Genomic DNA, 25,995 nt, shown 5'->3' on the forward strand with positions numbered 1-25,995 from the left:
CTTTCCAGATGAACAAATTCACATATTATAACCCCACCAAATTAATATTTGGAGACAATCAAATTGAAGAACTGCAGCAGGAGCTGCTGAATTACGGCAAAAATATTTTACTGATATACGGAGGTGGAAGTGTCAAGCGAAATGGTCTGTATGACCAGGTATTAGACGCGTTAGAGCCGCTACATCTCAATATTCATGAATTGTCCGGCGTAGAGCCGAATCCGCGCTTGTCCACCGTTAAGAAGGGCATCGACATTTGCCGAAATGAAAACATCGACTTCTTACTTGCAGTAGGCGGCGGAAGCGTTATTGATTGCACCAAAGCCATCGCAGCAGGGGCTAAATATGACGGCGATGTGTGGGATATTATCAACAAAAAGCACATGCCGACCGAGGCTCTACCATTCGGCACCATCCTCACACTCGCCGCCACCGGTTCAGAAATGAATCCGGATTCTGTCATCACCAACTGGGAAACGAACGAAAAATACGTATGGGGCAGCGCGGTGACGCATCCGAAATTTTCGATTCTGGACCCAAAAAACACCTTCTCTGTGCCACGTGATCAGACGGTATATGGCATGGTGGATATGATGAGCCATGTGTTTGAACAGTATTTTCACAATGTTAAAAATACACCGTTGCAAGATCGTATGTGCTTTTCCGTGCTGCAAACCGTGATCGAAACTGCACCTAAACTGCTGGAGGATTTGCACAACTACGAGCATCGTGAAACGATTTTATATGCCGGAACGATTGCTCTTAACGGAACACTACAAATGGGCTACTTCGGGGATTGGGCTTCGCATACGATTGAACATGCATTATCCGCTGTATATGATATTCCTCATGCTGGCGGTCTGGCAATTCTGTTTCCCAACTGGATGAGACATACAGTGGATCAGGATGCTGCACGCATGAAGCGGCTGATGCTCAGCATGTTTGACTTAGACACCGTAGGTAAAACAGATAGAGAAATCGCCTTGGAAGGTATTGACCGTCTTAGTGCATTCTGGACAAGTCTCGGTGCCCCTTCCACCCTGGCCGATTACAATATTAATGATGAGCAATTGGAAAAAATCGCAAACATTGCAGCCCGTGAAATGGAATACGGAGGCTTTGGTAATTATAAAAAGCTGAATCAAGAAGATATTTTAGCTATTTTGCGTGCATCGTTATAACATTCAAAAGGGAGTGTCCTCAAGCCTATGATGGCTGAGGGCACTCCCTTTTGGAATTTATGAATTAACCGTGTGTCCCTTTTCTTCTACTTGAATAGCTGCCCCTACATTGGCACCTGCAAGAATGCCCTTTTTCTTATTAGGATACAGAGAATCCATATAGTTTCGGGTTTCTGCAACTACGATTCCCGATAAGCCAAGCAGTGCAATCAGATTCGGGAAAGCCATCATTGCGTTAAAGATATCTGCCAGCAGCCAAATGGCTTCCAACTTGATGAACGCACCTCCTGCCACAAGTGCGATGAACAAATAACGGTATGGTTTAATCCATTTGACACCCAGTAAATATTCAACACAACGTTCCCCGTAGTAATTCCAGCCCAGTATCGTTGTGAATGCAAATAAAATAAGGCTAATCGTCACGAGTTCTGCACCAGCCGGAAAGGCACTGGAAAACGCATGCTGGGTCATCAGACCTCCATCGTCATTTCCACTCCATATTCCCGTAACCAGCAACGTAAATCCCGTCAGATTACAAATAATCATCGTATCGATAAATACGCCTGTCATGGATATCAACCCTTGTTCTGCAGGCCATTTCGTCTTAGCAGCAGCTGCTGCAATTGGCGCACTTCCCAAACCAGCTTCATTAGCAAAAATACCTCTGGCAACTCCACTTCGCATCGCCAACATAATCGTCGCTCCGGCAAATCCACCCGTTGCAGATGTGGTCGAGAAGGCCCCTTGTAATACTAAAGCAATCGCATGAGGAAGCTCTCCTGCAAACTTAAAGAGTACAATTAAGCAAACTACGATATAGAGCCCCGACATGAATGGAACAATCTTTGTGGATACCTTGGCAATACTTTTGAGTCCTCCAATCGTAACAACAGCCGTTAACACGGAAATAATGATCGCTGTAACTACCGTTGGCACTCCGAAGCTACTTTCCGTCGAAGAAACGATAGCCTTTACTTGCGGAAAAGTACCGATTCCAAATAGGGCTACAAGAACACCAGAAAAGGCAAACAACATCGCCAGCGGCTTGAAACGGCGGCCAAGCCCGTTTTCAATATAATACATCGGGCCACCCGAAAATTGTCCATTCCGGTCTTTAACACGGTATTTAACGGATAATAATCCTTCCGCATATTTGGTTGCCATCCCGAAAAAAGCTGCAACCAGCATCCAGAATAATGAACCGGGCCCACCCAGTTTGATCGCTGTTGCCACGCCGACGATACTTCCTGTACCTACAGTAGCTGCCAGTGCCGTACTCAATGCTCCGAAGCTGCTTACATCTCCGCTACCTTCGTCCGGCGCTTTACCAATTAGCTTGAGCGCCAAAGGCAATCGAATAACCTGGAGCAGCTTCAAACGGATCGTTAGCCACAACCCAGTGCCCATTACAAGAATAAGAAGCGGCGCTCCCCATATCCAGCTGTCAATCGTTTCTAATACATGTACCAAATTCATTTCAACCCGCTCCTCCAGCATATTAGAAAACAAAAAAGAGTCAAATCCGCTGATTCGACTCCTGGAGAGGTTAAAGGCACGAAAAAATACAACCATCTTGTGCAGGTTTCTACCTCTAATAGCTCATAAAAAAGCCTAGGGGCATTCCCTGTCACAGGTTATTCGCGTCTCTGTCCTTTTGCCTGAGAGTTTAAGCAGATGTTTTCTGCGGTGCACCTTCGGCGCCCAATTAAGGGTCTCTCCAGAGTTCTGTCCGTTTACGGTCCCCGCTTGTTGCTGTAACCAGCCTAAGCACCTGAGAGTTTTGCCCCTTCGGTCGGAACTTTCGTTCCATCTCCCGCAAACATCAACCAGACATATGAAATTTTTATTTATTATACAGAAAACTTTCAGCTTATTACAAGTGAAAAGTTTGTGAAGCCCTCTGAAATATTATTATTGTGTCTATCAAAAAAGCGGATACAGCAAATTTCATCCTTAGGATGTCCTCTGCTATACCCGCCCGAGACGATATGGAATTACAATTCTTCACCATTGGTTGCTATCACATTTTTATACCAGTTAAAAGAGTCCTTTTTGGAGCGTTCGAGCGTTCCGTTACCGTCATCATCCAGATCAACGTAAATAAATCCGTAGCGCTTGGACATTTCGGATGTAGACATGCTCACAAGGTCGATAGGGCCCCAGCTGGTGTAACCAACCAGATCAACACCGTCGGCAATCGCTTCCTTCATTTGGGCAATATGCTGACGCAAGTAATCAATGCGATACGTGTCATGCACAGAGCCGTCTTCTTCCACCTTATCATACGCACCCAAACCATTTTCCACGATGAACAGCGGCTTTTGATAGCGGTCATATAACGTGTTCAGCGTAACACGCAGGCCGATCGGATCGATCTGCCAGCCCCAGTCAGAGGACTGTAAATATGGATTTTTCACGCCACCAATCAGGTTTCCTGCTGCTTTCTCACCTTCTGGACCTGCAGATACGGTCAAGGTCATATAGTAGCTAAATGAGATAAAATCAACCGTGTTATTTTTCAATATTTCAGCATCGCCTGGTTCTGTGTGTATTACAACATTATTTTCTTCAAAATAGCGCTTCATGTAATTGGAATATTCCCCACGGGCATGCACATCCGTAAAGAAAAGGTTCATCTGATTTTCATGCTGGGCTTTCAGTATATCCTCTGGGTTACACGTATGTGGATAGCTTTCAATACGTGCCAGCATACAGCCGATTTGTGCGCCCGGGATGATCTCATGTCCCCGTTTGGTCGCCAGTGCACTAGCTACAAATTGATGATGCAATGCTTGATATATCGCTTGTTGTTTGTTTTCTACACGGTCAATAACCACACCGCCACCGGTGAACGGGCTCATGGTCATTACATTGATTTCATTAAAGGTCAGCCAGTATTTTACTTTATCCTTATAGCGTGTAAACACCGTTTCGGCATAATTTACGTAATGCTGTATGACTTCACGACCCAGCCAGCCATTATACTTCTGCGTCAGACCTAGCGGTGTTTCATAATGTGACAATGTTACCAGCGGTTCAATACCATACTTGCGCAGCTCATCAAATACATTGTCGTAGAATTGCAATCCTGCTTCATTCGGCTCGGCATCATAGCCATTCGGGAAAATCCGCGACCAGTAGATGGACATACGGAATACTTTAAAGCCCATTTCAGCGAACAATGCAACCTAACGATAACCGTTCTCCTTTGAAATGCATTGACAGATACCTTAGAATAGACGTAATGCCTTCATAAGCATCCTAATCGTTGTAACGCGTTTCATGTCAAGTATTTTTTCTTATGTGAGGAGAAGCACCATGTCGAATCTTGATCAAATTGCAAAACTGGCGGGCTTTTCCAAAGCTACGGTATCCAGAGTATTAAATCAGTCCCCCCATGTTAGTCACGAAACAAGAGCTAAGATTTTGAAAATCATGCAGGAATTAGATTATGTTCCTAATCGGAATGCCATTTCTCTATCCAAGGGTCAGACGCTTCAGATCGGTATCATTACTTCAACTATTAATGAAATTGTTCTCGCTTTTCTGGACAGCTTTGTGGAAGTAGCGGGCCAATATGAATTTCAAACCATTATTTATACTTCGGGAGAAGACAAAAAGAAAGAGCTTCAAGCCTTTGAGGATTTAAAAAGAAAAAGAGTCGATGCGCTGGTCATCATTTCCTGCGTGAATGACACTGATTTTTTGAGCACCTATTGCAAATATGGCCCGATCGTGTCGTGGCAACGAATGGAGCATACCGATATTCGCTCCGTCGCTATGGATCAGTATGAAGGATATATGTTAGCGCTCAAACATTTGATACAAAAAGGCTATACTCGTATAGCCAATGCTTTTGGCCGTCCGAGCAGTATTAATACCCATAGTAGACAACGAGCCTACGAACAGATCATGAGTGAGCACAATCTGCCAGTGTTGCAACACTGGAATCACTCTTCTATTTATAATATCCGTGATGGCGAACAGGTCGTACGGGATTTGTTACAGCATCCAGACGAATTTCCAGAGGCTATTTTATGTGCTAACGATTATGTAGCAGTGGGCATTCTCTGCGAAGCACGCAGACAAAAACTGAACGTACCGGAAGATCTGGCAATTGTTGGATTCGATAACACGGAGCTGGCGCATACGCTGGGGATTACAACGATTCAAAATCCTATCATGGCTCAAGCACAAAATGCCTTTTTCATGCTTTCCCCTCAGCTGATTGGACGCCAAATGAAGCTTCATTCGCTAGAGTACAGCCTCATTGAACGTACGACTACATAAGGTAACGATGTACTTGCAAATTAGGCAAAAGGGCCTTGATATGAAATATTTTTTGTCGAAAGAGAATAAAATATGTTGAAATCGCTTTTTTTTGTGCTACAATAGCACTATATCGAAGGATTGTGACCGGTGATGCGGGCAATGCCTGAGTTCAATTGAGTGCTATTGCTAACAATAGTATTGAATTGTGCTTAGGCATTTTTTATTGGTAAAGGATGGGAGGGGGAACTTCAATGATTATTGAGAAGGTGCTCAATAACAACGTCCTATTGACTAAAAACGATAAAGGCAAAGAGGTCATCGTGATGGGAAGAGGTATTTCCTTCAAAAAGGTGGCTGGCGATCAAGTCGATGATGATAAAATAGATAAGATTTTCATGTTAAATGAAAACGAGTTCACGGCCAAACTAACCGAGTTGCTGAACGATATTCCTGTATCTCATCTGGAGGTCGTGAATGAAATCGTAACCCATGCAACGGAAGTGTTGGATACGGAGTTAAGCGATAATATTTATTTAACGTTGACCGACCATATTCATTTTGCCATACAACGGCAAGAAAAAGGACTGGCACTCCAAAACGCGATGCTGTATGAAATTAAACGCTTTTACAAAAAAGAATTTGCAGTTGGGCTGGATGCTCTCCAAAAAATTGAAAATACGCTCGGAGTAAAATTAGGCGAAGATGAAGCGGGATTTATTGCATTGCATATGGTGAATGCACGGATCGACGGTAACGAAATGAAGTCCACACTGAAAATGACTGAGATTGTCCAACATATCTTGAACATTATTACGTATCATTACGGAATTGTGCTGGATGAGTCTTCTTTTAGCTACTCGAGATTTTTGACACATTTGCAATATTTTGCGATGCGAGTGATTCGCAAAGAAGTCATTCACAGTGGTGAAGAATTTTTGTACAACCAGGTAAAGCAGACGTATACCGAAGCTTTTGCTTGTGCTCAAAAGATCAATGAGTATCTGGAAAAAACATACGATCAATATTTAAGCAAGGATGAATACGTATATCTAACTATCCATATTCATCGCGTAACTGAACGTAATAACATATAAGACTAACAACTTCATACTTTCATCGTTCATGGATTGTGACTGGTAAGGCAGGCAAAACCTAAACTGATGGTGAAATCGACGTTCCCTTATAGGAGAGAGTGCGTAGTTTTCACCACGAGTTTAGGTTTTTCTTGTTTACAAGTTTAAAAAGATGCACGCCGGCGTATCTTAGCAACAGCTGTAAACAGTAAATCCTATCAGTAGCAAGAATAACCCATAAGGAGTTCTGAACATGAGTGATAAAGAACTATCTAAAAAAATAGTGACCCTCGTTGGTGGCGAAGAGAATGTCAATTCGGTATTCCATTGCGCTACACGCTTGAGATTTAAATTAAATGATCGTACAAAAGCAGACAAAGCCGCACTGGAAGCAACCCCTGGTGTCATTACAGTAGTGGAAAGCAGCGGCCAGTTTCAAGTGGTTATCGGCAACAATGTAGGTCAAGTGTTTGAGCATATGATGGCAGAAACAAATTTACAGGATGCTGACAATCCTAATGCGAAAAAAGAAGAATCTTCTGAAAAAACGAATTTTCTTGGAAAAGCGGTCGATATCATTTCCAGCATTTTTTCTCCTCTTTTGGGAGCTCTTGCAGGGGCGGGTTTACTCAAAGGGATTCTGGCATTAATTTTGTCGCTCCATTGGATTGATAATACAAGCGGTACGTATCTGATTCTGAACGCCGCTTCAGACAGTGTATTTTATTTCCTGCCTCTATTTCTGGCTATTACATCGTCCCGTAAATTTAAGACAAATGCCTTTGTATCTGTCGCAGTTGCTGGAGCCCTTGTCTACCCGGATGTTATTGCGGCGGTGGACAATCCGGCAAAACTGGCTTTTCTCGGGATTCCAATCATTTTAATTAAATACAGTTCCAGCGTAATCCCAATTATTCTCGCGGTATGGGTACAGTCCTATGTGGAGCGCTGGTTCAATTCCTTTATCCATCAATCAGTTAAAAACATTATCGTACCTATGCTATCACTACTGGTCGTTGTTCCGTTGACGTTTTTGGCCTTTGGTCCAGTCGGTAACCTGATCAGTCAGGGCTTGGCGAACGGTTTTACATGGGTATACAATTTAAGCCCATTGATCGCCGGAGCTGTTGCCGGAGCATTCTGGCAAGTATTTGTTATTTTCGGCGTACACTGGGGCTTTGTTCCTATCATGCTGTCCAATATTGCAACATTGGGGTATGACACGATGCTTCCGATGCTTACAGCAGCTGTACTTTCTCAAGCCGGTGCAACACTGGGGGTATTCCTGAAATCCCGGAACACCCAGATGAAGGCTTTGGCTGGTTCCTCTACACTGGCAGCTGTATTCGGGATTACTGAACCAACGATTTATGGTGTAACTTTGAAATTGAAAAAGCCTTTCATTTATGCTTGTATTTCCGGTGGTATTGGGGGCGCTATTATCGCTTCTGGCGGAGCGACTGCAAAATCCTTCTCCCTGCCTAGTTTACTGGCCTTGCCAACTTATTTTGGAGCTGGATTCTTGTGGGTAGTCATCGGTTTGCTCGTTGCCTTTGTACTCGCAGTTGTGTTGGTTATGATTTTGGGCTTTGAAGATCCAAAAGAAGAAACTGCAAAAACAGAAGCTGCACCCGTAAAGAAAGAAGTGGCAATCGAGAAAGAAATTCTCGTAAGCCCACTGCAAGGTAAAGTATTGCCTTTGGAACAATCTTCTGATGTTGCTTTTGCTTCAGGTGCTATGGGGAAAGGAATCCTCATTGATCCTACAGAGGGTGTGCTGACATCTCCTGTCAATGGAACGATTACAACAGTATTCCCGACCGGACATGCAATCGGTATTACTTCCAATGACGGAGCAGAAATTCTGATTCACGTGGGTGTGAATACAGTGAAGCTGAAAGGACAATTCTTTGACAAGCGCGTCAAGGAAGGCGATGTGGTTAAACAAGGACAACTGTTGCTTGAATTTGATATCGAGCAAATTAAGGCGGCAGGCTATATTACAGCTACACCAATTATCGTAACAAATTCCGCTCAATACCTGGATGTGTTGAACACAATGGAAACTGAAGTGAAGCGTGAGGATTACTTGTTGACTGTTGTGGTCTAACGTTTTAACTATCAGACTAAAGAAGCTTTCCCAACAATGGAAAGCTTCTTTTTTTATACATAATGAGACAAGTGTTACAGCTAGAAATGGAAATATCATTTACTGTAAGTGTAAGATTGTAAAAAAAGGAGGATTTCTGTGAAAAAAGGATATATCGCCGGGTTAAGTGTCATTGTATTACTTATCATTGGTATCGCTATTTCAGCTGTAGCTAAATTTCAAGACCTAGAGCAGGTTGTTCAACAAAAAGACAAAGAAATCCAAGCGAGCAAAAGCAATTACCCGGAAATATATGACCACTTGAATGCGGTTACATTTGAAAATTTTAAGAGTTTAATTCAACAGGATCGAAGTGTACTTGTCTATGTCGGCAGACCCAGTTGTGGCGACTGCAACCGGTTTGAGCCTAACTTTAACAAGATGATTGAGCAGTATAATCTAGGCTCTAAAATTACTTTTTTGAACGTTCACAAAATCCATAAGGACAAGTCCCAATGGAATAAATTCAAAGAGGATTACAACGTTAAATACACCCCCACCATTGCAGAATTCAGAAACGGCAAACTGGTTGATAAAATAGAATGGACGCCTAAAAGAGACCTCAGTACGGACGCCGTAAAAGAGTGGCTGACTTCCAAGAAAATTATTTTATAAGTCTCTTTTCTATTCATCTTATTACAAACACAAAGAACTGTTTATGCAAAAAAAGGTATTCATGTCTATAATGCATGAATACCTTTTTTAGGAATGTACAGGTCATCTAAGCTCTAATAAAAAATAGTTCCTCCTACTCTTCACTGCCTTCTGATAAACGCTCATTCATATCTATTAGTCCCTATATTATAGACACTTCATAGAGTATGGTCGTCAATCGGAATCAGGAAATTCATATCGGATAATATCTGTTTCGGATACGATATGTCCGATTTGTGACTCAATGAATTCTAAATCTCCCTCTACTGCCCCTATAAAATGCTTTGTACCGGGTTCTACGACAATAATCTCACCTGGGCTGACTATCTGTGTCACGCCATTGATAGAGACACTTCCGGTTCCAGAAACTATGGTCCATACTTCTTTACGGTACTGGTGCTCATGATAGCTGATAAATCTTCCGTTCGATATGACCACGCGTTTGGTCACTGTCTGCAATCCACTTGCCGCCTGCTGATGGGATAATACAGTTTGCTTTCCCCAGAAGCGCTCCTCAAAACGCGGGCCGATTTCAATTTCCGCCACCATATCCTTAATTCCTGTTGACGACTGTCGGTCCGTAACCAGCACGCCATCTGGACCAGCAACGACAATAATGTCCGGGACATTCCAGATGCTAACCGGAATCTCCAGTTCATTGATGATATGCGAGTCATGTGAAGCTTCTGAAATATATCCCGGGCCACTTAGCTTCGAACTTACTTCCCGCACCAACGAATCCCATGTGCCCAAGTCTCTCCACTCTCCATGATATGGAAGCACTGAGAGCTTATGAGTATGCTCTACTACTGCAATATCGAAGCTAGTTTTAGGCAAGTCTGCATAATTTGTCGAAAGAGAATTGTAGTCGGCTGGTAAACCCATTTGCTCCAGAATATCCAACAAAAAGCCCAGTCTAAAAGCAAACACCCCGCAATTCCATAAGGCCCCTTCACGGATCAACGCTTCTGAACGGATCATATCCGGCTTTTCTACAAATGAACTAACCCTATAATATGGCTGGTCAAGTGAAGGAGAGGATGAAGGTACAATATATCCGTATTTATCAGAGGGCTCCGTTGGCGCAGCCCCCATTAATGCGATATGGCTTCCTGATTGCTCTAATATTGAAGGAAGCCTGCGCAGATGTTCAAAAAATTCATCCCCCGCATACCCGTCCACAGGCATGACCCCTACGATCTCGTCGCGTGATGCGCCTGCAACGTCATGCAAGTAGGCCGTAGCCAGGGAAATGGCCGGGAAGGTATCCCGCTGAGTCGGCTCCTCAATGACTACAGCACCTCCGCCAATTTGCCCCCGGATCAGCTCGGCCTGAGTTCCACTCGTCGAAAAATAGGCCTCATCTGCCAAATTCGCGTCATCTAATTGCCTCCATATTCGTTGCAGCATACTTTCGGGCCGTTCGTCGTGACGTAGTATGGAAAGAAACTGCTTGGGACGGTTCACATTGGATAAGGGCCATAGACGTTTACCCGAACCTCCAGATAATAAAATCATTCGCAAAGATGCAACCTTCTTCCTGTAAATTAATATTTTTCTTACATTATAGGACTGTTCAATTTTCGCATTTCTGCCGAATACATAAGTATGTATTATCGTGGAAAATACATGATTATGCACTGCTATTGTATCTTTGTCTGTACAGGAGATGTCAGTCATGCCCATAAAAATACTCGTCATTGAAGATCAAAAAAGTTTGGCAGATATGATTGCTCTTCATCTTCAGGAGGAAGGCTATCATACCGAGCTTATTTATGACTCTAAACTTGCAATTCCTACACTTATGCGTTTTAAGCCGGATATTATTGTGACCGCTCTGATGTTTTCCGGTAAAGTCGAATGTGCGCTGATCAGCCAAATCCGCCAATTTACCACAGTCCCTATGCTGGTCATCTCTAATAACACCGTACTGAATATAAGAATAAAGGCTCTGGATGACGGAGCAGATGACTTCTTATGCAAGCCGTTCAGTCTGATAGAGTTAAATGCTCGCATTAAAGCCCTGCTGCGCCGCTGCGGCCGCAACATGCTCACTGAATCGCAAACGGTAACTCAAAAGATTAAAAAGGTAAGGATTTGGGTGAATGATTACCGTCATTGTCTGTTAGTCGATGACCAAGAAATAGAAGTTACTCAAATCGAATTTTCTATTATAAAAGAGATGTCCTGTTATCCAGGTAAAGTCTTTACCCGCAGTGAGCTGATGGATCGGATCAAAGGCGGAGATGGCGCTTATCTGGATCGCACTATCGACGTACATATTTCCAGCCTCCGCAAAAAAATAGAACGTGACCCTAAAAATCCTCAGCACATCCGTACTGTATGGGGCAGAGGCTACAAATATGAGATGTAGCCGTATCATGGCTACCCATTTCCCCACTGAGCAGCTTGCTTTTTATGGAAGCTTTCGCTTCTTCCATCGCCGATAAGGAAGAAAACAAGCTGCTCCACCCAGTATCCCTATGAGGAATAGCACCCAGCCGAAACGGTAGGCGGAAGCCAGAATAACGACGACCTTCCCGTTTCCGTTACCATCGGTAATGAATCCGGTAGTCACTCCATTGACGGACAGACGGGCTCGCTGATTTTCGCTACCCAGCCTGAACTCCCACAGTGGATTGGGTGATTCGGTCTCCCGGATCAGCACCTGCTCATGCGTTGGATTATATAGCGTAAAACTGCGTTCCATGGAATTTTCACGAGTAGCCTGAATGCTTTCCGAAGTGTGGGGAGCCATAAAAAAGGTATCCAAATCCGTTCCCTCAAACAACGTAAATTGATCCACAGTAATCATTGCTTGATAAGGGATGATGGAATATTGCTTCATTTGAAATAAGCCTGACTGCTTCTTGTGCGCGTGCGCCAAAATCTGAAACTGCATCAAGGCAGTTCCTGCCGGAGCCTTCACAATTTGATCGTAATGATTCCATTGTTCCTTATCTCTCTCCTCCACCTCATCAATATAGGAGGTTTGGAGAACCTGGGACGCTTTATTCAAAAAAATGACCTTCATATGCCGACTTCCAATTTGTTCTGATCGCGCATCCAACTGCACGGCATACTCTTGCAGCGGCTCTGCCTTCATTTTCTTGGACGCATAAATATTCCAGTCACAGGAATAGCTAGGTGCGTAACGGATAGACAGTCCTGTGTCCTTGATTGACAGATTCGTCTGCCCAGGTCGAATATCCGCCACACATCCGACATCCGTCGTGCTCAATGATTCCTTCGTATCCTCCCCAGGCATCACCGTCACTTCCTGCCCGCCCATTCGATGAATATCTCCAAAACGGCTCAATGACGGCACCTGACTATCCAGGACAAGGGTTAAGCGATACTTCCCCTTGGTTAGGAACAGATTTTTAAATTCGACTCGGCCATAGTCATTCAGCAGACCGGGAATCTGTATGATTTTCTTGGCAAAACCATCCTGATTGGGCACCGTTTCAATAACCTGCTTTTCGGATAAAGAGGTAGCAGGTAATCGCTTATACGGCTCCCCCGTATGAGTCGTTCTGGTCAACACCTCTCCAGTCTCTTCATTCGTCCACTTCATCGTTAATGCCCCCTGGTACCCGGCGGGGAGATTAGCCAAAATAGCTGTGGCATAGGTTCCCGTTTTGGCGACTTCCACATCCCTGCTTAACGTCCCCTTCTGATAGCTGATTCCCCGCCCCATACTAAGTCTTGGTAAAGCACGCTCCGTCTGCACATTCCCTTGGGCGTTAAAATCGTTCTCTGCCTCCAAGGTGAAAAAGAGCTTGCCCCGCTTCAATGCCTGCTCCACGGGAAAAGATAGCTGATCTAGCTGGTCTGTAGGCACAATCGCAAATTGATTGACCGCATTAAAGCCTTGCAGGTTATTAACCGTGACCGCGGTATCTCCTTTGGGAAAGGCATGCACTCCCAGATCGATCCATTGGAATTGGTTCAAGCCATCATCCTGAGTTTTGATATTAACCACTTTGTCGGGCAGTGTGACTTGCAATTTCCCGCCTGCCTTATTCATAAACACTCTAGCATATACATGCGAGGTTTGAGGTTGGTCCAGTTTTTTGTGCATCGTAAACGTATTAGGCTTGCTGTATTGCCCCAAATCACGCAGCTGGATATCATGAATCCACCAGTAATTTTTTTGCTGTGGACGCTGTAAGGTTAACAAATCCATTCGCATCCAATAGCTGCCTGGCGGCGAAACGTATTCCCCGTAAAATTTCACACTGTCAAAATTATATCCCTCCGAGGGCGCCACAACATAGCTAACCCCCAGCTCACGCATTTGCTTATCGTAAAATCTCATTTTTACATGCATTTTGTTCGTCCCGCGGCCAGAAACAGTGATTTGGAACTGATACGGATTATTCTCCTTGGCTTCCAGCAAACCCGATCTAGCGACTTGCCATATATTACTCGGGTCTCCCTTCATAATTTCGCCATGCAGAGTGGGCACATCATTCAATTCCTCACGGGGATTAGCCTGCACACTGAACAACTGCGGATTATCCGGCTTGAAGAAGGTTTCGGTCCGCAACATGGAATCAAAGTCCACAACCGTCTTCCCTTCGATGCTGCTCATCTGATACGGGGCCAGATCCAGCTTCTTACTGGCAAAGGTAACCGCAATCCCTGCATCCATTTCCATATCGAACGGAAAGTTCCGTATATTTTGGGAGGATAAATACCATAACCAATCGTTGGTCGAGGCAAAGGTTTTGGACCATTTTAAAAAGGCATTACCATCCTCAATGGCATCAAAAGGCCGTAAGTAATCCTCTGCTGGAAGCTGTGACAACAGCAAGTCATTAAAGGACGCCGCTTCCACATAATCCCCTTTGTTAATCGTCTGGATGGTTTTTAGCTCAGGCCTTAACGCACTGAACAGCACTCCAAAGCGGTTAAAATCAAAACCAGACAGATGACTGTAGCTCTCCAGTCGGCTAAAACCGTAAGGTGTTACAATTTTACTCGCAAGGATGTTCATATAGGGCGGTGTCTGATCGAGATTGAATATGGAAAATAGCCCGTTTTGGTACGTACGTTTCAGCCCGGTCTGACCTTCCAGCTGAGACAGGTGGAAATCCTGCCGCTTCTCCTGCCCCACATATTCATCATGATAGACCAACTGATTGACCCCAAAGGTAGAGAACAGCCAGCCTAATCGAGAGCTTAATCCATTGTCCATGACATACTGCAGAAAATTCATATAGTATGTAATGCCGGGATCATTCCCCTCATGATGAAAGATCGTATTTTTAGGAGAAGAGTATACCTGAAAATCTCCGGTTGCCTTCTCGTTTGCGGTCTTCCCTTTATTCCATTTGGGTGTGGCTACTCCGTTATAGCTCTGAATCATATTGTCAGCAATCGGAAAGTATAATGCCTTGCTATCGAAACGATCCGGGTCAGTCAGCTTTTCAGCCATTTGACTATAAGCCTCCGGCACTTGTACCGGCTTGTAGTACCCCTCAATGAACTGAGTACGCAAGGGAGCAAAATATACCCCGAGGCACAAGACAACGATAACTACTGCTAGCTTTTTATATACACGCTGCAACGGGGATGATCCGAACCATTCCATAAATTGAATGACACCAAAGGTCAGCAACACCCCGAAATTAAGGGCAATCAGTCCAATAAATTTGTTAGGATCACGGAAAACCGAACCAATCACAGGGGTTTTCGTAACCAAAATGACAAACCACTTGGCAATGGATGGGAACGTCGTCCCGGTAGCTGCAACTAGAAACAGTAGCGTAAGTAGCGAGAAGATCAGAATAATCGGATTTTTATGTGAACGTGTCACCATCGCATATCCGATCAATAGCAACAAAAATCCCCCTCCTACATAAAACATGCTAGGCAGTGAGGACAAGGAAAACATGGGCCACCAATAGCTCAGTAAATAACCTACGTTATATAAACTGCTGTTGCGGCTGAACAGAGACAACGTATCCACGACGTTGATATTATGCTGAGACGCTTGAGCGTCCATCAACATGCTACCGACATATAGAGACAACCAATAAAAACTGAGCAGACCAAAAAAGACGCCAAAAATGATCCCTTTACGCAAAAAATTGCCGTATAACGGCTGCAAATAGCTGCGACCAGCCTTACGGTGGGCCCAGGTTAGTTTGATCAATAGCAACATGGTGAACAATCCCAAATAAATCATGCCAAAGAAAAAATAATGAATGGCAGCGGCACTAACGGTAAATACCGCAGCCAACAGGAACAGATCTATCCAGTTCGGTTGATACAGCTTGTGAGGATGATAGTTTTTTATTTGTTGAATTTGAAACTTGGGGTCCACCGCACTAAAGAAGAATCGCAGCATTAACGGAAACAAACTATATCCACAGAGCAAATAAATATGCTGAATGCGGAAAATAACCCACGGATTCAGCGCATAAAACAACGAGCCGACCATGATGGCAAAAATACGGGTCTTCGTAAAGCTTGGTGAATAATACACGCTAACCAGACGCTTGGCAAAGGCATACATCGAGAATGCCGAAACAAATAACAGGCCTGTAATAAACGACTTGAGCAAGACCGAGCCGCTTTCGTCAAATAAGAGTGACAGTCCATAGAAGGGCAAGATGTACAGGATACGTGGAGCATTGAACAAGGTCGAGGTAGACCATCGCTCGTTCCATACTCCGGTTATTTCCTCCAGATACCGATGAGAGGTGGCTCCAAAAGCAATGTCGCTAAACACAATTTGCCCTGGTCCATAGATGGGTGCAAGATATGCAACAATCGCAATCAGCATCAACATCATTGCCGCCATATCGTAGCGGTAGCGAAATATCCATTTTTTCATGCTTGTCCCCCTCTCTTGAACTTCTCGTATATCTGTCGGTTATCTTGGGTCTATCTTCTCAAACGAACGATTGCCTGCAAGCCCTGATCGGTATTACGCAGCTTTAAACGACCACCTATGGTCTTCAGGTATGCATCCATATGATACAGGCTGAACGCATGCTCCTGCGAGTTTTGGGAATAGTCTGGCTGGAAATAGCTCCAACGCATTTTATCATCAATCCCGCCGCCCGTGTCTTCAATGTTAATAATAATTTCTCCTTCTTCCAGCCGTGAACTAACCTTAAGCACTTGAGATTGCCGCTTGGACCGCAGACCTGTTCGGCCCTTTTCCTGATTCTCAGGCTGCTCTCCACCTTGGCCCATGGCCTGCACTGCATTTTCCAGCAGCCCCTGAATCGTTTTGTACAGCATGGGTGCTTGTGCTGCAATGGATGGAACAGGCTCTTGCCGCAAGATCACTTGAATGTTCTTCATGTTTAATGAACGGTTCGCCCATTTCAGCGACTCAGACAATACTTCATTCATATCTGTAAAGCTAATTCCACTATTATCATGCATCTTCTCTTCCAGCTCATCGCGCAAGCTACGAACTCCCGTCAGTAACTCTCCCAGTGAGGATTCCTGTCTGAGACGACCCTGGATGAAATTTTCATTCAACTCGCGAAAATACTCCAGTTCCTCATGAGAGGCTCCTTTTCCCTGACTCGAAGCCGCTTCAAAGCGGTTTGCTAGATCATGATAAAATCCCAGTAGCTTCAAATCATCACCGCCTGTGAGACGGCTAGTCTGCTCTTGCAGCTCTTGTAGTTGCTGCTCAATCGTCTGCATTAACGGCAAATAATAGGTGTCCTGCTGCTGTCGCATATCTTCATCTCGCCGTTGGTCACGCACCTGATTGTTCACGATGGCATCCTTTACAATCCGTTTGCGGAACTGTACGAGCATGGCCCACAGAATGAACAATATCAGAACCATGACCATCCATAACTGTTTGCGAAAGGAGTTGATTCGCTGAGCTGTATCCTCACTGACATCCTTAACCGATATGTAAAGGGCCTCTTCCCCAATGCGGCTGAATCCTATTCCGTGTTTCTCTCCGCCATCTTCGATGATACCTGTATTGCCTTCCAGCAGCCTACGGGTTACGCCCGTGATGTCCGTTCGGTTAATATCCGAAGTACTTCGGGAAGCTACGACCTTAAATTGACCGTTATAAAATAAAGTCTCATGCTGGTTAATCGGTTTACTTTTAATAATCCCGCTGAGCATATCAGCGTCAACCGTGCGCACCATAAAACCGCCCATTTGCGCCCCTTGAATCCTGCATGCTATATACTGGGCAGGCTGATGATCCTCTGTCACAAAAGAGCTTACTGCACAACCATTTTGCAGCCATTTAATCTGCTGGACTACACTTTTCATCTCACGATTGTCTCGTCCGACCATCACATGATACTGCTCATCCAGCACATAAAAGGCCCCGCTTTCACGCTTAAAACCCTCAGGATACTGGCGTGTTCCCTGATTCAGCATATCTCTGCCCAGACTGGACGACAGCTCCTTCAGTTCAGCCTGCCATGCGGCATAACGCTCGGTTATGCTGCTAGAAAGTTCCTGTACCTCATACTGGAGCTGTTCGTTCTGAATCTCCGCCAAGTGAACACTGAATTGTCGCACGACAAACCATTGAAGCACAGCGGCCAAAAACACTGTCACACCCAGAACGATCAGGTACAGGATCAGCTTTTGCCAACCTGGTTTCAACAAAGCCCATTGTTTCATGCTTTCCTGTCCCCTCCATTTTGTTCAAGACGGCTCAAAATAGCCTGCATCAGGCATTCCAGCTCGTAGCTGACCAGCGGTAGCCGTGCGCACAGCAACCGGGGAGTGCGACGCTGGAGGGCAGCAAACCTTGCAGCGGTTTCCGTTGCACCGTCCGTCAGTAGGATCAACTCGCATGTTTTTGCGATATATAAGCGATCCAGCTCTTCCTCGCCGTATTCTCGCAGATCAACAACGTAAATATCATGACGATCGTCCATATGCTGAAGTGCGCTGGAGACAGCCAGGGTCACTCCTGTATGCCGTGCAGCATGATACTGATGAAGGAGACGCATACCTTTTTCCCAGAGGGCATGTTCAGCCGAATCAAATCGTTCACAAAAAAGACGCAACGCCCGTTCTGTATTGACATCTTTCAAAAATGCCAAAACGCTGATATTATACATGTAGTTCCTCATTTCTTACTTCCTGATTGGAGTTGCGCAGTTCTTATGACACCCCAAAACATTCTATTTGTTGACGACAGCCCTATGGTTCTGTCCCTGCTCGAACGGACCTTGACGCAAGAAGCATTTACCTTACATACCGCTCACACGCCCAAAGAAGCCTTACAAGTGCTGGAACAGCACCCGATCGATGTGGTCGTTTCCGATCTGCTCATGCCTGGTCTGGATGGGATTACCTTCCTTCGCATGATTAAGAAGGATTATCCACATATCGTACGAATCATTTTGTCTGGTCACCTGCATACGCAGTCCATTTTATCGGCGATTAATCAAGTCGGTGTGTTCCGTTTTTTGACGAAACCACTGGAGCTGGATGATGATACGCTAAAGAAAATACTGTATGAGGCGCTTGATCAGGCCAAACTCAACCGAAATAGCCTGCATGCAGAACAGAACGTAGCTTCCGACCTGTCAGCATTTATAGACAGCATTTTGAACGCTCCGTACCGACCCTATGTGCTACTGAATGAACAAGATATCGTAACCGCTGTACACATTGCACTCGCTGAGCTGTATCCTGTCGGCTGCTCACTACGTCATCCTGACGGGGAAGGTATTCAGTTAACCACGCATTCATTATATATACCGTATGAGGAGTCGGAATCTTCCGATCCCGACCTGTACACGCTGGATACGCTGGCCCTTGGACATTCATCGTTACGCCTTATCCGCCTTAGCGAGATCGCCTGAGTGACGGGTGCCGCCCTTTAACACGGCGGCTACCCCAATCACAGTCAGGCATACATACATCCACAACATCCCCATCGTCAGCAAGGGGTGACAGATATAGTTTTTCAAATTCCCCCATGTATACAGCACCGGACGGAAGAAATACCAACGTTCCAGCGCCTTTCGCAATCCGCCCTCTTCAGATGACATCGTACGATCCATCACTGAAAAGTAGTAGGCTTTTTTACGTAATACATCGTGCAGATACACCTGTTTTTCATCATGGTATACCCGTGTAAATACCGCCCGGCGAATAACTCCGCCAGACTCTATATAACGCAAGGTTGGCTGTATTTCTTCAAAAGCAATCTGCTCCGCATTAAACCCGCCCGTCGATTCATAAGCGCTCATTCGCCAGAAGCGTGCCGCTTCAATGGAGCGTTTTCCCAAGGTCTCACCCGCGTTATTAATCACATTTCGCTCAAAAACTTTCACTTTGGAAAAAAAATTGTCCGCTTCCGAATACGCCTCCTCCGGAATGACCAAGGCGCCAATATCCTGATGATCGTCAAAAAAGTCGATGCTCTGCTGAATCAGATGTTCGGCTAAAATCATATCGGAATCCAATACAAATATGTATTCGGCCCCCAAGTGTTTCGCTTCCTCAACCGCCCTGACCCTAGCGACTCCCCGCTCCCCATGGGGAAGCTCCAGTACCGTTACGGGTACTGAACTCCCTGCCGACAGCATACGAATCGTCTCAACGGTCCGATCATTGGAGCCATCATCAGCAATTACAATATGCAGATCCTTGTAATTTTGCCCCATACAGCTTCGCAAACAAGGCTCTATCGTCCGCTCATTGTTGTACGTGGAGAAGAGAATGACCACTTTGTCCACTCTGTTCCGCCTCCTCTACCCAATCTTCCATCAACTGCTCAAACGCAGCAGCCGTATGATCAAAATGGAATCTTAACGCATATTGATACGCCCGCTCACGGATGGCCATGTAATCTTCGCCGCCCTTGGCTGCTCTTTCCATTTGTTCAGATAATCCACGGATGTCGCCGTGAAAGCATAGATACCCGCTTTTTCCGAAATCCGTTGCATCCACCAGCCCCGGTGAATTGCTGACAATGCTGGGCGTTCCAACGGCTGCCGCTTCGGTAATCGTCAACCCCCAGCCTTCACGCAAGGAAGGAAACACCAGCGCGTGGGCACGACTCATCAGCTCCAGCTTATGCTCTGCTGAAACAAATCCGTAAAAGGTAATATCGGCTTGCGATTGCCCCTGTTCATCCGGTTCTCCGTATGTTAATCCATATCGTTTCATAATCGGCAACAATTGTTCTGCCACATAGGTTTTATCGGTTTTTCCGGCAATCCATAACATAGCCTGAGGGAACTTTTCCTTGAGCTGCCCAAAGGCCTCAACGACCAGATCGATCCCTTTATATTTGACGAAGCGCCCAGCATACATGAAGGTCGGATTAGGCTCCTTCGTTAAAAATTGTTCGCGCGGCCAATGATCAAACTCAATGCCTTCCGGTAAAAGATGGACACGATCCGGGTGAAAGCCCAGCTTAAGTAGATCGTATCGAGTAGACGGAGATACCGTAAGCGTCCGATCCTTACGAGCCAGCTTAAGCATCAAGGGCTCCATATGAAACCCAATAACATTTAGCGGGAATTTGGCGTTCTCAAACCATATCTCCCTTGTTAGCTGATGTATGAAAAAAATCCGCTTGGATGCCTCCACCCAAAATCGGGTAAAGAATTGATGCGTATTCGCCTGGTTAATCACATAGTCGATCTTCCTTCGATGACGACGGTAATAGCGCATCGCATAATAAATGACACTGTATATGTTCCCTTTTCGAATATACGTAATACCGTCAATAACTTCATGCTCAGGCATCCCCTCAAATTGAGGTGAAAAATGAATGAACTGGAAGCGGCCTTGCTGTGAACGTTTAAGCATTTCGTGGGTGAAAATTTCTGCTCCCCCGCTTTTAGGTGAACGAATGTCACGCCAGGAAAGCAATAGAACTACGGTTTTACCGTCCTGTTCATGTATGGTATTCATGGGGTAAATCCCCCTTTATCTTTATTTTAAACAAATGCACATAGGCGTCTATCACAAAGTAGAGAGCCATAGCCCCATAAACAATGAACTCAGATAGCAAAAAATCTACCGGATCTGTGTGGGCAATATGAAAGGCTACTAATAAAGCCGCGGCTCCTGCCATCAGACTGAACATAAATTTGCGTCTGCCCACCAATACGTGCACATGTACAAAAAACAGCACGATGGAAAATAGCCAGTACACCCATCCTCCCCATGGAATATAGGCCTCAGCCGATTGGTAAGAGGCTCCGAATAATATAGAAATAGAGGATGGGAACACAAAGGTCGTGCCCACATATACACAGATCGCAGCTACAGCCATTAATGCGGCATAGACGGCAATCAACTTGCCCAAAGCTTGGCGGTCATGCCCCTGCGCACCGATCTTTGGAATAAAGGCAGCAATGAGGCTATACGAAACGTAATAGACCAATTGGCTGTACTTCAGCGCAATGGCATAGCTGCTGGCCTGCTCGGGAAAGTAATGCTGTACATACAACATGTCGATGGAGATACAAAACAAAATAAATGAATTCGTCATAAGGCTATCGGTGAAATCCTGACCCAATGATTTCCATAGCCCAGAAGGGATATGTTCTCTACCGTATGTGAATAAGGACAAGCCACGAGCCGAAACGATCCAGCCGTGGAGCAGCGACAGCAACATTCCTCCACAGCTCGCTAACAGTAGCGCTTCCAGCTTTAACCCTAGTGCAGCTAGAACAAAAAACAGGCTCAGCTTCCCTAATACCTCAATGTAATAGTTCACATTGAGCGCCAACATGCGTTCCCTGCCCTGTAAATCTCCGCGGCACGAACTCACAAGAATATGCAGTCCGATCAAGCCATATAGCATGAACAGCGGGCCGGATTCGACGCCTAATAGCGAACGCAGTAACGGATGAAAGATGAGTAAAATGATCATGGCAAGCACGGTTAGCACCAGAGGTGCTTTGAGTAATAGAGAACCGAGCGGTAAGCTTCGTAGCGCAAGCTTTTGGTCTCCCTTAGAGAGCAGTTTTGCAGTTAATAGCTGGATGGATAAACCCAAAACGGATAAAAGCGCAAAAAGCGCCAGCAGCGCATTCGCCTGGCCATAAGCTTGTCCGGTAAGATACCAGCTCGCTGCAATGTGAAAGAAAAAATTAAATCCGTTAAGCAGCACATTAAAGAGAGGAAACATCAACGATCGTACTCGGTTGTTCACGTTGTTATCTCACCCGCCGATCCAGTCGCCAAATATCAATGATGGAGCGCAAAAAACGAATAGAATCCTTCCAGACATGGATGTGCGAGCCATCCCGGTCAATACATTTGACGGGTAATTGCAGCACACGAAGCTGGAGTCGTTTGGCAATAAACATCATTTCCAAATCCAACGCCAGTCCGAGCTGTTCCTTTAAATGCGGAAACATTCGCTTCACTGCAACCGAACTCATCACTTTAAGCCCAGTCTGGGAATCCACCACACCTGTGGGTAAAAAAGGACGGGAAATGACCCGTTTACCAAAGCTGACGACAGATCGCAATAAAGATCGATTCTCAGCGGTCATATCCTTGGTTCCGATCACGACATCATAATAGCCCTGCTGAACAACATTAATCATTCTGGCAATATCCTCAATAAAAAAGGAGTCATCTGCGTCCACAAATACGTAGTAATCCGCACCAATGGTCCGCATCCCTTCCAGATACGTCCCTGCCTTACGTGTATTGCGTCCCAATTCCCTTGTTTGAAGCAGCGGGCTAAGATTCTGATTAATCCGGTTTACGGACAAGTCCGTGGCTGCCTCCAGCGCTTTAATCAAGGCATTCGTACCATCGTAGCTGCCATCATCAATGAGATAAATCGAACCTTCAATAATATGGCTGCGGATAAAGACCTGCAATCGTTCAGCAAAGGTTTTGACATGAACAAAACGTTGCTCTTCGTTATATACAGACAAGATAAATGCAATGTGTTGGCTTTTGGTCGAATACTCGGGATAGAGCAAGCTTTGTATTTCCGAAAGCATTTCTTCGTTGTCATTGGCTTGCCAAAATAGCAGCCGCAAACGACCTACTCCGATGATTTGCACCATATGCTGATCACTGAACGGAAATGTTACATCCGTCACCAGTAACAATGGCATTTGCGGAAATTGGCTACGGATCTGATTGGCTTTCCGCACTGCCTGCCCCGGCTCCCTATAATCAATCAGGCAACAACATGCGTTCTCGTAGACTGAAGCTGCCTCCGTGTCCTCGCACTGTATATATTGGTAAAAACAAATCACATTGGGATAATCAATAGCCCTGTCGTTATCGCTAAAAATGGCTATAGGTCCCTGCACACAAACCTCTCCTTTTCCTCCGAATAGTTCTATTTTGTTGAAAAAGAATTAAGAATGTTTGCTTATAGGAGTTAAATTAATGTCCAAATACTTCATATTTCCTTAACAAAATAACTGACACTCCATGATATATATGGAGATAAGAGAAGAAAAACTAATTTTCATATTTGATAAAAACAGAGCATTTAGACCTGATTCATTAGAACCAAAATCATCAGAATTAGTTAATGAACCGATATCTGAAATTGGTTCTTTTAGATCTATAGAAAGAAATATATATGGTTATTTTGTCATAGATAAATAGAAGAATAAAACCAATTCGCACGTCCATACTATGGACAACATGTCATCTTTCTTTATGAATAGTTATGAAAATGAAGAGAAAGAAGGTCTTTCTATGGAAGCTTTTTATGTCAATCGCGATGGGTCATTATCTACTCCATTGCGGGGAAAGGATGTGTTGGCAAATCCCCTTTTGAACAAAGGTGTCGCTTTTACAGAAGAAGAACGCAAAGAACTGGGTTTGGAAGGAATCCTTCCTCCCACCGTCCTTTCATTAGAGAAACAGAGCGTACGGGCATATCAGCAGTTTCTGGCACAACCCACCATGCTGCGAAAAAATGCTTCTCTCAACGACCTTCACAACCGAAATGTCGTACTCTACTACCGGCTGCTAACCGATCATTTGAGTGAAATGCTGCCCGTAGTCTACACGCCGACTGTAGGAACCGCGATTCAAGAATATAGTCACGAGTACAACCGCCCTGGAGGCATATATTTGTCGATAGATAACCCGAACGGTATTGGACAAGCATTCCATAATTCTGGTTTGAGTGACCATGATGTGGATCTGATCGTCGTGACAGATTCCGAAAGTATTTTAGGGATTGGTGACTGGGGCGTCGGGGGGATTAACATTGCTATCGGCAAGCTTGCAGTGTATACGGCTGCGGCAGGCATTCATCCCGGGCGGGTGCTGCCAATTGTACTGGATGTAGGTACAAATAATGAAAAGCTGCTGAATGATCCACTGTACATCGGAAACCGCCATAAACGGGTTCGCGGAGAAGCCTATAACCAGTTTATTGATACTTTTATCAGCAAAACGTTAGCGCAATTCCCAAAGGCGCTTTTACATTGGGAAGATGTGGGCAGCGTAAATGCACGCCATATTATAGGAAAATACGGTCAAAGTATACTCACCTTCAACGATGATATACAAGGTACAGGAGCGGTGACCTTGGCTGCGATTCTTTCGGCGGTGGATGTCACCAAGACTCCGCTGCGTGAACAAAAAATACTTGTTTTCGGCCCAGGGGCAGCAGGAATCGGTAACGCTGATCAAATTCGGGGTGCTATGATTGAGGACGGCCTTTCCGCAGAAGATTCCTTCAAGTCCTTTTGGGCCTTTGATTATCGCGGGCTGTTAATGGAAGATATGGAAGACGTATTGGAGTATCAGAAACCGTATGTGCGCAAAAAGGATGAAGTCAGCTCATGGACCCGATCGGGTGACGGCAAAATACCACTGCTAGAGGTCATCCGTCAGGTGAAGCCTACGATATTGATTGGAACTTCCGGTGTAGCAGGTGCCTTTTCTGAAGAGATCATCAAGGAGATGGCGAAACATGTAGAACGCCCGATCATTATGCCCATGTCCAATCCTACAAACCTTGCAGAAGCAGTACCCGAGGATTTGATCCGGTGGACCGATGGCAAAGCACTGATTGCAACCGGAAGTCCTTTTGAGCCCGTCACCTATAACGGTACGAAATTTGAGATTGGACAGGCGAACAATGCCTTTGTTTTTCCGGGACTGGGTCTGGGTGCGATTGTGGTTAAAGCCAAAAGGATTACCCCTGCGATGTTTACAGCGGCAGCAGTTGCTGTTGCCAATGGTGTAGATTCGAATACGCCTGGCGGAGCGCTACTCCCTCATATCCGAAAATTACGCGAAGTTTCGTACGCTGTTGCGATTGCGGTTGCAAAAGCCGCGATACAGGATCAGGTAGCTCAGGCGCACATTTCAGATGTGGAACAAGCTATACGAGATGCAATGTGGAAACCGGAATATGCCAAGGTCAAAGCTGTGGAAAGTGTAATTCATCACCCTCACTAAGCTCAAAACACCTAACTAGAGGAAATTTAATATTTTGCACACTATGTTTGACATAGCGTATGAACGTATGTACAGTAATAGTCAAAAGAATAGAAGTCCACTAGGGGAGCCGCTATGGCTGAGACAAGAACGTATCTTGGACCCTTTGAACCTGATCTAGTTCGTACTAGCGTAGGAAAGTGGAGCCTTCATATATAAGGTTTCAAACGTTTTTTTGCGTATTGGGCCTATTGTTGAAGCCGCTCCCATTTTTCCGGGGCGGCTTTTTAGCGTTGTTCCG

General features: G+C 45.1%; 17 protein-coding genes, 1 pseudogene and 3 riboswitches. Of the genes and pseudogenes, 8 read left to right on the forward strand and 10 right to left on the reverse strand.

Annotated features, from left to right (window positions below; all coding sequences use genetic code 11):
* Positions 1–8 precede the first annotated feature (8 nt).
* Complete coding sequence (locus ACUYLD_RS23265) at positions 9–1,181, forward strand: iron-containing alcohol dehydrogenase (protein WP_446676094.1); 1,173 nt, start codon at positions 9–11, stop codon at positions 1,179–1,181.
* 57 nt (positions 1,182–1,238) lie between these two features.
* Here the strand turns inward: ACUYLD_RS23265 and ACUYLD_RS23270 are convergent, their stop codons facing one another.
* Both ACUYLD_RS23270 and ACUYLD_RS23275 read right to left on the reverse strand, forming a co-directional pair.
* On the reverse strand, positions 1,239–2,657 hold the full coding sequence (locus ACUYLD_RS23270; protein WP_446676095.1) for an alanine/glycine:cation symporter family protein: 1,419 nt from the start codon (positions 2,655–2,657) through the stop codon (positions 1,239–1,241).
* Between the two features lie 160 nt (positions 2,658–2,817).
* Positions 2,818–2,912, reverse strand: a riboswitch (glycine riboswitch).
* An 18-nt stretch (positions 2,913–2,930) separates the two neighbouring features.
* A riboswitch (glycine riboswitch) is annotated at positions 2,931–3,007 on the reverse strand.
* Positions 3,008–3,175: 168 nt separating this feature from the next.
* Positions 3,176–4,369 (reverse strand): annotated as a pseudogene (locus tag ACUYLD_RS23275) (glycoside hydrolase family 1 protein); the annotation flags it as partial.
* Between the two features lie 130 nt (positions 4,370–4,499).
* On the opposite strand from ACUYLD_RS23275, the gene ACUYLD_RS23280 reads away from it, so the two are divergent.
* The 4 genes from ACUYLD_RS23280 (at position 4,500) to ACUYLD_RS23295 (ending at position 9,290) form a co-directional block, all read left to right on the forward strand.
* Complete coding sequence (locus ACUYLD_RS23280) at positions 4,500–5,471, forward strand: LacI family DNA-binding transcriptional regulator (RefSeq protein WP_061828835.1); 972 nt, start codon at positions 4,500–4,502, stop codon at positions 5,469–5,471.
* 233 nt (positions 5,472–5,704) lie between these two features.
* Positions 5,705–6,547 carry a BglG family transcription antiterminator LicT gene (licT, locus tag ACUYLD_RS23285; RefSeq protein ID WP_023990001.1) on the forward strand — a complete coding sequence of 281 codons (843 nt, stop codon included), beginning with the start codon at positions 5,705–5,707 and terminating at the stop codon, positions 6,545–6,547.
* 232 nt (positions 6,548–6,779) lie between these two features.
* On the forward strand, positions 6,780–8,636 hold the full coding sequence (locus ACUYLD_RS23290; RefSeq protein WP_235308577.1) for a beta-glucoside-specific PTS transporter subunit IIABC: 1,857 nt from the start codon (positions 6,780–6,782) through the stop codon (positions 8,634–8,636).
* A 138-nt stretch (positions 8,637–8,774) separates the two neighbouring features.
* The gene (locus ACUYLD_RS23295) at positions 8,775–9,290 is read left to right on the forward strand and encodes a thioredoxin family protein (RefSeq protein WP_442434735.1); all 516 of its coding nucleotides are present in this window, start codon (positions 8,775–8,777) and stop codon (positions 9,288–9,290) included.
* A 213-nt stretch (positions 9,291–9,503) separates the two neighbouring features.
* On the opposite strand, the gene ACUYLD_RS23300 is transcribed toward ACUYLD_RS23295, so the two are convergent.
* Positions 9,504–10,847, reverse strand: coding sequence for a sugar phosphate nucleotidyltransferase (locus ACUYLD_RS23300; protein ID WP_446676106.1), 1,344 nt, complete (start codon positions 10,845–10,847; stop codon positions 9,504–9,506).
* 160 nt (positions 10,848–11,007) lie between these two features.
* On the opposite strand from ACUYLD_RS23300, the gene ACUYLD_RS23305 reads away from it, so the two are divergent.
* Positions 11,008–11,703 (forward strand): response regulator transcription factor, encoded by a 696-nt coding sequence (locus ACUYLD_RS23305; RefSeq protein WP_061828838.1) that lies wholly within the window; start codon positions 11,008–11,010, stop codon positions 11,701–11,703.
* A gap of 42 nt (positions 11,704–11,745) precedes the next feature.
* Here the strand turns inward: ACUYLD_RS23305 and ACUYLD_RS23310 are convergent, their stop codons facing one another.
* From ACUYLD_RS23310 to ACUYLD_RS23320, 3 genes are read right to left on the reverse strand one after another with little or no spacing between them, the layout of a single operon-like run.
* On the reverse strand, positions 11,746–16,176 hold the full coding sequence (locus ACUYLD_RS23310; protein WP_446676096.1) for a hypothetical protein: 4,431 nt from the start codon (positions 16,174–16,176) through the stop codon (positions 11,746–11,748).
* Between the two features lie 50 nt (positions 16,177–16,226).
* Entirely contained in the window at positions 16,227–17,960 is a 1,734-nt protein-coding gene (locus tag ACUYLD_RS23315) for an ATP-binding protein (protein ID WP_446676097.1), read from the reverse strand.
* A complete protein-coding gene (locus tag ACUYLD_RS23320; protein WP_235308568.1) occupies positions 17,957–18,406 on the reverse strand; it encodes a hypothetical protein in 450 nt (149 codons plus the stop codon). Before ACUYLD_RS23320 ends, ACUYLD_RS23315 begins: the two co-directional genes overlap by 4 nt.
* 45 nt (positions 18,407–18,451) lie before the next feature.
* Between ACUYLD_RS23320 and ACUYLD_RS23325 the strand changes: the two genes are divergently transcribed.
* Entirely contained in the window at positions 18,452–19,156 is a 705-nt protein-coding gene (locus ACUYLD_RS23325) for a response regulator (RefSeq protein WP_446676098.1), read from the forward strand.
* On the opposite strand, the gene ACUYLD_RS23330 is transcribed toward ACUYLD_RS23325, so the two are convergent.
* From ACUYLD_RS23330 to ACUYLD_RS23345, 4 genes are read right to left on the reverse strand one after another with little or no spacing between them, the layout of a single operon-like run.
* Positions 19,124–20,035 carry a glycosyltransferase family 2 protein gene (locus ACUYLD_RS23330; RefSeq protein ID WP_235308563.1) on the reverse strand — a complete coding sequence of 304 codons (912 nt, stop codon included), beginning with the start codon at positions 20,033–20,035 and terminating at the stop codon, positions 19,124–19,126. The genes ACUYLD_RS23325 and ACUYLD_RS23330 overlap by 33 nt on opposite strands.
* Positions 19,995–21,221 carry a glycosyltransferase family 4 protein gene (locus ACUYLD_RS23335; protein WP_061828843.1) on the reverse strand — a complete coding sequence of 409 codons (1,227 nt, stop codon included), beginning with the start codon at positions 21,219–21,221 and terminating at the stop codon, positions 19,995–19,997. The genes ACUYLD_RS23330 and ACUYLD_RS23335 overlap by 41 nt, the downstream gene beginning before the upstream one ends.
* Positions 21,205–22,470 (reverse strand): transporter, encoded by a 1,266-nt coding sequence (locus ACUYLD_RS23340; RefSeq protein WP_446676099.1) that lies wholly within the window; start codon positions 22,468–22,470, stop codon positions 21,205–21,207. The genes ACUYLD_RS23335 and ACUYLD_RS23340 overlap by 17 nt, the downstream gene beginning before the upstream one ends.
* A gap of 4 nt (positions 22,471–22,474) precedes the next feature.
* Entirely contained in the window at positions 22,475–23,596 is a 1,122-nt protein-coding gene (locus ACUYLD_RS23345; RefSeq protein WP_061828845.1) for a glycosyltransferase, read from the reverse strand.
* 397 nt (positions 23,597–23,993) lie between these two features.
* On the opposite strand from ACUYLD_RS23345, the gene ACUYLD_RS23350 reads away from it, so the two are divergent.
* Positions 23,994–25,715 carry an NAD-dependent malic enzyme gene (locus ACUYLD_RS23350; RefSeq protein WP_446676100.1) on the forward strand — a complete coding sequence of 574 codons (1,722 nt, stop codon included), beginning with the start codon at positions 23,994–23,996 and terminating at the stop codon, positions 25,713–25,715.
* Between the two features lie 92 nt (positions 25,716–25,807).
* Positions 25,808–25,910, forward strand: a riboswitch (TPP riboswitch).
* The last annotated feature ends 85 nt before the right edge of the window (positions 25,911–25,995 follow it).

The sequence above is a fragment of the Paenibacillus sp. SER-28 genome (assembly GCF_052906305.1).

Excerpts from the sequence above, each read along its gene's own strand:
- ACUYLD_RS23265 (WP_446676094.1), top strand. The coding sequence starts at position 9 with ATGAACAAATTCACATATTATAACCCCACCAAATTAATATTTGGAGAC.
- ACUYLD_RS23270 (WP_446676095.1), bottom strand. The coding sequence starts at position 2,657 with ATGAATTTGGTACATGTATTAGAAACGATTGACAGCTGGATATGGGGA.
- ACUYLD_RS23280 (WP_061828835.1), top strand. The coding sequence starts at position 4,500 with ATGTCGAATCTTGATCAAATTGCAAAACTGGCGGGCTTTTCCAAAGCT.
- licT (WP_023990001.1), top strand. The coding sequence starts at position 5,705 with ATGATTATTGAGAAGGTGCTCAATAACAACGTCCTATTGACTAAAAAC.
- ACUYLD_RS23290 (WP_235308577.1), top strand. The coding sequence starts at position 6,780 with ATGAGTGATAAAGAACTATCTAAAAAAATAGTGACCCTCGTTGGTGGC.
- ACUYLD_RS23300 (WP_446676106.1), bottom strand. The coding sequence starts at position 10,847 with ATGATTTTATTATCTGGAGGTTCGGGTAAACGTCTATGGCCCTTATCC.
- ACUYLD_RS23305 (WP_061828838.1), top strand. The coding sequence starts at position 11,008 with ATGCCCATAAAAATACTCGTCATTGAAGATCAAAAAAGTTTGGCAGAT.
- ACUYLD_RS23310 (WP_446676096.1), bottom strand. The coding sequence starts at position 16,176 with ATGAAAAAATGGATATTTCGCTACCGCTACGATATGGCGGCAATGATG.
- ACUYLD_RS23315 (WP_446676097.1), bottom strand. The coding sequence starts at position 17,960 with ATGAAACAATGGGCTTTGTTGAAACCAGGTTGGCAAAAGCTGATCCTG.
- ACUYLD_RS23320 (WP_235308568.1), bottom strand. The coding sequence starts at position 18,406 with ATGTATAATATCAGCGTTTTGGCATTTTTGAAAGATGTCAATACAGAA.
- ACUYLD_RS23325 (WP_446676098.1), top strand. The coding sequence starts at position 18,452 with ATGACACCCCAAAACATTCTATTTGTTGACGACAGCCCTATGGTTCTG.
- ACUYLD_RS23335 (WP_061828843.1), bottom strand. The coding sequence starts at position 21,221 with ATGAATACCATACATGAACAGGACGGTAAAACCGTAGTTCTATTGCTT.
- ACUYLD_RS23350 (WP_446676100.1), top strand. The coding sequence starts at position 23,994 with ATGGAAGCTTTTTATGTCAATCGCGATGGGTCATTATCTACTCCATTG.